Below are 1,107 nucleotides of genomic sequence, written 5' to 3' on the forward strand. Positions count from 1 at the left end.
GTGCACGGGGGCGGCCGGATCCGGGAGGTCGGCGCGGCGCAGGCGGTCGAAGCCGAGGTCGATGGTGCCCTGGCCGGTGGGGTGCGAGCAGGCGAGGAGGGCGAGCCGGGGATGGAGGGCGGGGACCATGCGGCCGATGATCCGCAGCCGTGTCCCCGGCGCCGCGGCCAGCAGCGTCAGGTTGTCCCGGTGGGCCAGCCCGGGATCGTCGTCGGCGACAGTGAGCCGGACGGCCGTGCCTCCCTCGCACAGGGCGAGCAGACAGGTGCCTCCCGATTCCCTTACGGCTCCGAGGAGTTCGACGTCCAGAAAGAGCAGGTCGCTGCCGCCGCCCTCCGGGTCCGCGTAACGGGAGGTGGACCGCAGGGCGCGGGCGGCCTGTTCGGACGGCGGCGTCTCCCACAGGGCGGCGAGCGGAGGATCCGTCCACGCCGCGCCCCCGGCGGAGACGGCCTTGACGCCCTTGCCGGCGCCCAGCCTGCCGTCCGGCGAGACCGTCGCCCCGGAGACCGCCAGGCCGGCCCGGCCCAGCTCCCGGTGGGTGAGCGCGCTGTCTCCCAGGCGCACGGCCCGGTCGGCAACGCCCAGGGCGCGCCCGACACCGCCGGGTGCCACGTCACCGACCGTGCAGAGGCGGCCGTCGGATCCGGCGACCCAGGTGCGGGCGCCGCCGTGCCCCGAGTCGGTGACCACGGGTTCGGTGAACAGGCCGTACAGGCGCAACGAGCCGTCGGGGCTGTACGGGCGGCGCGCGCGGCCCTTGACCGCGGCCAGCTCCGCGCCGGAAGCCGTCCCCACACGGTGGGCGGTGCCCAGGAGTTCGGCCAGCGCCGTGACCAGGTCGGCGGTGCGGTAGGACGGGTCTCCGGCGCGGGCCGCGCGCAGGAGCGTGACTACGGACAGTGCGGCGCCCGCGGCGCGCGGCAGTTGCCGGAGCCGGGCGGTGTGCGCGGCACGGAGGAGCACCGCCTGCGTGACGGCGCCTGCCCCGTCGACGCCGGCCTCCAGCACGGCGGCACCCGCCGACCACAGGGCCTCGGCCGCGGCACGCTGGGCCGGGCTGGCCACCTCGGGCAAGGCGGCGGGATCCGGGGTAAGGGTGGGGGT

General features: G+C 77.3%; 1 pseudogene. It reads right to left on the reverse strand.

The features are described 5' to 3' along the window. Positions 1 to 1,107 (reverse strand): annotated as a pseudogene (locus JGS39_RS39635) (hypothetical protein); the annotation flags it as partial.

The organism is Streptomyces poriferorum (genome assembly GCF_019399235.1).
Taxonomy (GTDB): domain Bacteria; phylum Actinomycetota; class Actinomycetes; order Streptomycetales; family Streptomycetaceae; genus Streptomyces; species Streptomyces poriferorum.